This is a genomic window from Terriglobales bacterium (genome assembly GCA_035624455.1).
GTDB lineage: Bacteria > Acidobacteriota > Terriglobia > Terriglobales > Acidobacteriaceae > DASPRM01.
In genome coordinates this window covers 23,867-30,859 of record DASPRM010000151.1, presented here as the reverse complement: position 1 = coordinate 30,859, position 6,993 = coordinate 23,867, and the positions used below count along the sequence as shown (strand labels likewise).

5 protein-coding genes are annotated in these 6,993 nt (G+C 57.6%); 1 reads left to right on the top strand and 4 read right to left on the bottom strand.

Features of this window, described 5'->3' with window-relative positions; genetic code table 11:
• The coding region (locus VEG30_16905; GenBank protein HXZ81610.1) for a hypothetical protein at positions 1–253 on the top strand (253 nt) is incomplete at its 5' end.
• Positions 254–765: 512 nt separating this feature from the next.
• Here VEG30_16905 and VEG30_16900 read toward each other — a convergent pair.
• The 4 genes from VEG30_16900 to mnmG all read right to left on the bottom strand — a co-directional run bounded on the left by VEG30_16900 (position 766) and on the right by mnmG (position 6,860).
• Entirely contained in the window at positions 766–1,356 is a 591-nt protein-coding gene (locus VEG30_16900; GenBank protein HXZ81609.1) for a hypothetical protein, read from the bottom strand.
• A 3-nt stretch (positions 1,357–1,359) separates the two neighbouring features.
• Positions 1,360–1,761 (bottom strand): hypothetical protein, encoded by a 402-nt coding sequence (locus VEG30_16895; protein ID HXZ81608.1) that lies wholly within the window; start codon positions 1,759–1,761, stop codon positions 1,360–1,362.
• A 1,765-nt stretch (positions 1,762–3,526) separates the two neighbouring features.
• The gene (locus VEG30_16890) at positions 3,527–4,261 is read right to left on the bottom strand and encodes a hypothetical protein (GenBank protein HXZ81607.1); all 735 of its coding nucleotides are present in this window, start codon (positions 4,259–4,261) and stop codon (positions 3,527–3,529) included.
• Between the two features lie 484 nt (positions 4,262–4,745).
• Positions 4,746–6,860, bottom strand: coding sequence for a tRNA uridine-5-carboxymethylaminomethyl(34) synthesis enzyme MnmG (gene mnmG / locus VEG30_16885; GenBank protein HXZ81606.1), 2,115 nt, complete (start codon positions 6,858–6,860; stop codon positions 4,746–4,748).
• Between the last annotated feature and the right edge of the window lie 133 nt (positions 6,861–6,993).

The window sequence follows — 6,993 nt, the reverse complement described above, 5'->3', positions numbered from 1 at the left end:
ACGGCGCGGGCTTTGGGCGGTAGGGGGTAGGTATCGGTGCTGGTGGGAGCGGGAGCCAGGAGCGTGGCCGGAAGCGATTACGGAATCGGCAACCGCATGCACGCGCTTGGCGCGGGTGACGGGGCGACGCTATCGGCGCGGCTCACCCGGACTCAGGAACGGGATGCACAACCTAAAGGACAGCTCCGGCAATGCCGACACGAGTCACTTAGGCTTTCACCCCATGTGCATTACATTCGGGATCATGCGGTGACCGCCAACGAGATATACCCCAAGAGGCTAGGAGAACTGCCAGTCCGATCATCTGCGACCATGACAGGGCGGAACTCGGACCCATCCATGGGATCACGAAACAGAACAGGAAGACGGTCAGGGCCACTCTATCCAGAACCGTCGGGGGATTTTGAGAAAACCGGTACAGAAGCGCAAGAGTTGCTACGCCATAAACTGCTATCCCAAGCGGCTCCAGGCGGGTTGAGAATCCATGAGAGGGAAAGCTGCCGGTTGCGAAAAGGAAAAGCCCTTTGATGGCACCGAAGAGCATGTATCCGCCCAGCACCAAAAACCACACCTGTGCCGTTAGGAGCAGAATCGCCGCAGCAATCACCAGTTCAGCCCAACCTAACCACGGAATCTGGTGGGACCCTGCTGACGCGATAATCCGGTCTCCTCCGTTTCCAATGAGTATTGCCGCGATGAGAAACCCACCTGCGCCGACACCCAAGCGAAGCCCGCTCCGAATCTGTCGCTTGGTCGTTTTCTCCATTAAGCCAGCACATGGTCGGGATGGGACGAACTACCTTGAGGCCGCCGACGCACACGGTTATATGCCCACGCGGCCAGTACGCAAACACCGCCGATGATCAGGGCGAGCGGAAGTTCTTGTCGTGTTGCCTCGTCCCCTCCCACGAAAATTGAAGCAGCAAAAGCTAACAGCGCAATGCGATCTACGATGTTGAGCGGGCGCTTCTTGAACGTGAACGATAGGGCAGTAACAACGGCGATCACCACAAGCTGGACGAGCGCAATCCAACGAGGAATCAGCACAGAGGGATTATTAATAGCGTGCCCCTGCTCTAGTTCCAGCAAAGCTCCAAGCGTAGCCGCAAGCATGATTCCGGGGAATACTCTTTTCCAGCGGTTCGCCGTCGCAGCGAAGATCACGCCAGCCACGCCGAGGAGCACGTATCCCAAGGCTCGGGAAGGATGGTGACCCTCCGAAAAGTTTGCCTCGGTTCCGAAGACGTTGGTGATTCCCCAGATCACCAGCCCAAACCAAGCACACCCTAATATCCATCCGAACGCGCGGCGGAATCCTGATTTCACCTGCTCTGTAGCTGTTGGATTTTGGCTCATTCGTCACCTGTGAATCGCGCAATTGAACGCCTCAGCGCCAGCTAATCCCGCATCGACGGCAAACTTCTCCGCCTCGTCTAATCCGAGATTTAGCCACTTGCCTGCGGTTTGGAAGAAGCCCTGTGCGCCCGTTGACCCGAGTGCCTGGGGAAGGCCGCCACTTCCCGCCAAGTTCAGAGACATGATGTTCGATGTGCGTCTGCCGTAGGTAAGTGCTGATCCCGCACCGCTGCCAGCTGCGGAGATGAAATCGCCAGCACCAGGCCCCTCGAAGATCAGGCCCGTTATTCCGTTGCCCGTCACAATGCTAGTCGTTTGGCTGATGTTGCTGTTGGTACCTGTCGCAACGTTTACCGTAAGCTCGGTAGCTCCGCCAATGCTGTAGGTATTCGCATTCGCAGCCATACACTGCGTCCAGGTTTGGCCGGGTGCACGGATGCCGAGAGTGAACCCGTTGTTTGCGCCGTTAAAGTTCCCGAATCTTGATCCGGGACCGAATAGCGGACCTGAGGCAAGGAACGCATCCGTACACCCAAGGCAGTGACCAAGAACACCCTCAGAATCCGGGACGAGCAAATCCAGCAGCGAGAATGGGTCTAAAGGCGGATGATTTCCCGGCATAAACGCACTGGCTCCAGCGTAATATTGGCTCATAGCATTACTGTAGTTTTTCCAACATTGCGCATCCGTTCCGCAATCCGGCCTCATTGGATCGAGCCCGTCGGGATCAACTTCGTTCGTCGGGTTGTTCAACGCGTACGCATATCGGTTCCAGGTCTGGGGATTGCCGGGATCGACCGCCGCCAGGCCCGCCGGGTGTATCACTTTTCCCCTCCCTATAAGCCTATCCCGTCAATCAGCTGGGGGGATAGGCTTATATAGAGGGGAAAAGTGATACACCCCGCGCAGTTACGGGACCTCAGAGGTCCAAGGATACCCTGGAGGGCCCAACGCCCAATATCCAGTAAACGATTAACGCCATCAATGCCCATTCGATGCCACAGATGGGTCCAAACAGTAGAAGGGGGAGTCCTCTACCGAAATAGAAGAAATAGCCTACGCCCAGCATGTGAATAGCAAGATACCCCAGAAATACAGCCCAGAAAGTTAATGATTTTCGTAGTTTCCAATAAGTCGCAATTGAGTAAGCAAGCAACGCAATGCTTACGAGTCCGAATCGAACCCACTTTCCTTCAACTCTCGTCGTAGCCTGAAAAGGAACAAAAATCGCGAGGCTACTGACGACAAGCATAATGACTATTGCCGCCGCGAGTGCGGTCAGAATTAGCCGCTTTCTATCGTTCGGATGCGTCTTCAATGACATGTTCCGCTTCGAATAGCTTTCGCCTCCGCCCAAGCACCTTGTACCGTCCTCACAAAAAAGTCCACCGCCAACGTACCGGAAGCTACAGTTTCAGTGCCCTCTAGTATCCCACGATAAATGGAGGACCGCAGTGGCACGATGAGTCCTCGGTTAATTGCATACGCAGCAGCTGCCGATTTTCCCCCAGCTTTTATGAAGTCGTCCACTCCATATCCTGGAGGCAAGTCAGGAAGCACTCCGGACGGGTGGCCCACCCATTTGCTGGCATAACTCAAAATGTGGGTGCCCCATCCTGAGCGCAGCGAAGGGTGGGAAAGAATCACGGTGCCATGCCGCGACATCGGAAGCGGTATCAGCAGACCCGGCCATCCCATTTCCTGACTCTCACCATCTGCTTTCTCGGCTGCGCAGCGCACGGGCCGAGATGGCCGGAGAATTGACGTTGAAGCAGCCATCGTGGGTATGCTTTGAGGGAATCGGGCGCGGTTACGTTGAGCAGTTGGCCGAAAGTCAACTTGGCGGTGCGGACATGATTGCCACCCATCCTTCGAGCGGGCCGGGGGGCCCACTCAAGCCCTCTTTTGGCTTGAGTGGGGTAGTTCGCTGGCCCATGCCTCATGTCTCGTGCTCTTCCTCACCTGCCTTCTATCTCGACTCCGCCTCAACCCTGTCAAGCCCCCTCACTCGCATTCGCCCCTCAAGTGTCAACTCCAATTGACATCCCGTTACCGCGGGAGTAAGGGTTCGGGACGGATGGCCCGTCCCTTCGCTCTTTTTGGTGAAGACTGGGAGAGAAGCGCCTTCCCCGGCGTCGGCGCCGCGAACAGATCCTCCTTCACAGGGTCGTTAGCGATCAGGCGTTCCGTCCGACCACGCTCGAACCGGAACCAGGAAGGTAGTCAGGCGCTCCCAAGTGCCATTGACGACAAGGATAGGCGAGCCCGGCAGATCTGCTCCCCATGCTGCGGGATCAGTTTGTGAAGAGAAAAACATGAGGTGGGGATGCCAGTGTCCGTCGCGATCGCTCAAATAGCCCTGCTTTGACAGCATGTAGCACATAGCACCGGGTTCCATCGCCGGCAATTCGTTTTTCTCGATTGCGGCTGTAATGGCCTCAACCATCTGAGCTTTCGTGTGTCCAGCCAGTATCAAGTCCGTCTTCTGGATGGTTCGTGGAAGATAGGAACGTGCGGCTGCCGCATTAAAGCAGATCGGACCGCGTATCTTGGGATTCCAGAAATTCGGGTCATCGATGGGAGCAGTCCAGGAACGTTCCACGATGCACACGAAACCATTCTTCCCTTTTATCGCCGTTTCGTATCCGTGACGTCCAAGAACCAGGACCTCAGCATCGCGTGAGATGGACTCTGGCGCCGCACTCCGCGCCAGCGTGATTTCAGAATTGCGGTCCTCCATCAGATATTGCTCCACCGGAGCCATGCTCGGATAAGCTGCTTTAGCATCCTGTGCTATCGCGTGCCACGACGTGCCAAGCATAACAATCAATGCGATACTCTCCGCGATTGTTCCGAACTTTCTTCCCTGCATCATGCCTCCCGACTGGCCATTGTTCCCGACCACTCTATCCTTCACGATCAATAGATACTAGACAGACTCGATGATCCGAACTCCAAAAGCCTCATCGCAGTTCGGCGACCCAATGGCTACGCAGACCGCATATGTGGGATGCACATGCGGAGCCAGGGGATAGATAGAAGGCTCTAGGGACGACTATCTGAGAGCCTGGGGATGGCTCCGAATTTGGGATCTCGCCAGTGCTTCCATCCTGCAAGGATGCGTTTCAGATCCTCGTATTTAACGAGCAGGGCTTGCCGGGGCCGAGCATGTTTTGGCGGGGACAGAGATTGGACAGAGCGTGACCAGTTGTTGGATTAAGCGAGCTCTACCAAATCCCGTAGGTCAATTCGCAGCATGTACTGTGAATGGAAACTGCCCCGTGCCCCACCCTCTCCCACAACCAATACTGTGGGTGCCCCACTCCTGAGCGTAGTGAAGGGTGGGTGGCAATCATGTTGGCGCCGCCGAGCTAATGCCCGATTGCAAGTCACACGTTTACGGTTTTCGTGCCTGCTGCTTTCCGGGCCTGAATCTCGATATACACATTGATTAGGGACACCGCGGCGGGCGTAACTCCGGGAATGCGGCTGGCTTGGCCGATGGTCTCAGGACGGACGCGTTGCAGCTTCTCTTTCATCTCTCGCGATAAACCGCTGACGGTGGCGTAATCGAACCATTCCGGGATTCCCCGTTGTTCGGCTCGCTTCAGCCGCTCGATGGCTTTCTGCTGCTGCTCCAGGTAGCCGGCGTACTTAATTTCCGTCTCCACCGACTTGAGCTCGTTGCGGACCTGCGACCGCAGGCTCGAATCCGTTTGAGAAGGTGACGACCAGGAAGAATCTGGTGCGGCTCCGTTGTCCCCAGACTCAAAGAATCCAGGCAGGAGCTCGCGGATGATCGGCACCAGGCACTGGATGGTGAGATCGGGGCGGCGCAGAGCCTGGGCGAGCGGAGCCCCTAGCAGGGTGCTGAGTCCGTTCTCCTTTCTCGGAATAGCGCCGGGAGGCGAGGCATCGAGTTCCAGGAGCGCAAGGTCCTGCGACTCAGGACTCGTCGGCTCACTCGTGCCTCGCTCAGGATGACCACTCGCCTTCTCTTCATCGACTATCCGCTCCAACATCTCACGAGTGAAGCGCGTGCGTTCCAGCACTTGCTTGAGCGCCGAAGCCCGCTCCTGTTTGGCCTGGTAATCGGCCCAGGCAACATCGGAAATGAGGCCGACACGGCGGCCATAGGGTGTGAGCCGGCGGTCGGCATTATCGATGCGCAGGTGAAGGCGAAACTCTGCCCGCGAGGTGAACATGCGGTAGGGTTCGTTGGTGCCCTTCGAGATGAGGTCGTCAATCAGAATCGCGGTGTAAGCCTCGGTGCGATCGAGGACCAATGGCGGCTTGCCTTCGACCGCAAGAGCAGCGTTGATCCCCGCCATGATTCCCTGGCACGCGGCTTCTTCGTAACCGCTGGTGCCATTGATCTGCCCGCCAAGGTAAAGCCTGGCAATCTTCTTGGTCTCAAGCGTACGCATGAGTTCGGTCGGGTCCACCGAGTCGTACTCGATGGCGTAGCCCGGGCGCAGCATCTCGGCGTTTTCCAGCCCCGGCACGCTGGCGACCATCGCCGCCTGCACGTCCGCGGGCAGCGAGGTGCTCATGCCATTGACGTAGATCTCATGGGTTTTCAGGCCTTCCGGCTCGAGAAACAGTTGATGCGTTTCCTTGTCGGCAAACTTGACGATCTTGTCCTCGATCGACGGACAATATCGCGGCCCGATACTTTTAATCTGCCCGCTGTACATGGGCGAGCGGTGGACATTTTCGCGGATAACTCGGTGCGTCTCTGGGGTAGTGAAAGCGATGTAGCAAGGCACCTGCGCGTCGTGATGCGCAACCCGGCGGGTACGGAAGCTGAAAGGAGTGGGATCGGGATCGCCGGGCTGAGTTTGGAATCGTGACCAGTCTATGGTGCGGCCATCGAGACGCGGTGGGGTTCCGGTCTTCAGGCGGACCACGCGGAATCCCAGCCGGCGCAATGATTCCCCCAGCAATTGCGAGGGCGGCTCGCCGCTACGCCCGGCGGGATATTGCTGCTCCCCGCAGTGGATCAGACCGTTTAGAAACGTCCCGGTAGTAATGATCACGGCAGAAGCCAGCACGGTGCGTCCGTCGCGCAGCTTGATGCCCCGCGCCACTCGCCGCTGTTCCGCGGAGTCTTCTATGATGAGATCCGCAACCTCGGCCTGTTTGATCTTCAGATTGGCCTGCGATTCCAGTACCTCGCGCATCTTCAGCCGGTACGCTTGCTTGTCGCACTGTGCACGCGGCGACCACACCGCGGGTCCGCGCGAGGTATTGAGCAGTCGGAACTGAATTCCGACCGCATCCGTGACCTCTCCCATGATGCCCCCCAGGGCATCGACTTCGCGTACCAGATGTCCCTTGGCGATGCCGCCCACGGCGGGATTGCAGGACATCTGAGCGATAAGATCGACGTTAAGGGTGTAAAGCGCCGTCTTCAAACCCATGCGCGCGGCCGCCATGGCCGCCTCGCAACCTGCGTGGCCTGCGCCAACCACCACCACATCATATTTTTCCGTGAAGGGCATAATGCACGCTGGTCGCTAGCTCAAGACTTCAGATCCCTCGGCCGCCCGAGCGGACTCGTGATGACAGGGTCAGAAGTTGCTTGCCCACATCGCGACATCCTTATTCTAGCAACGGCCGGCAGGCTTGTGAGGA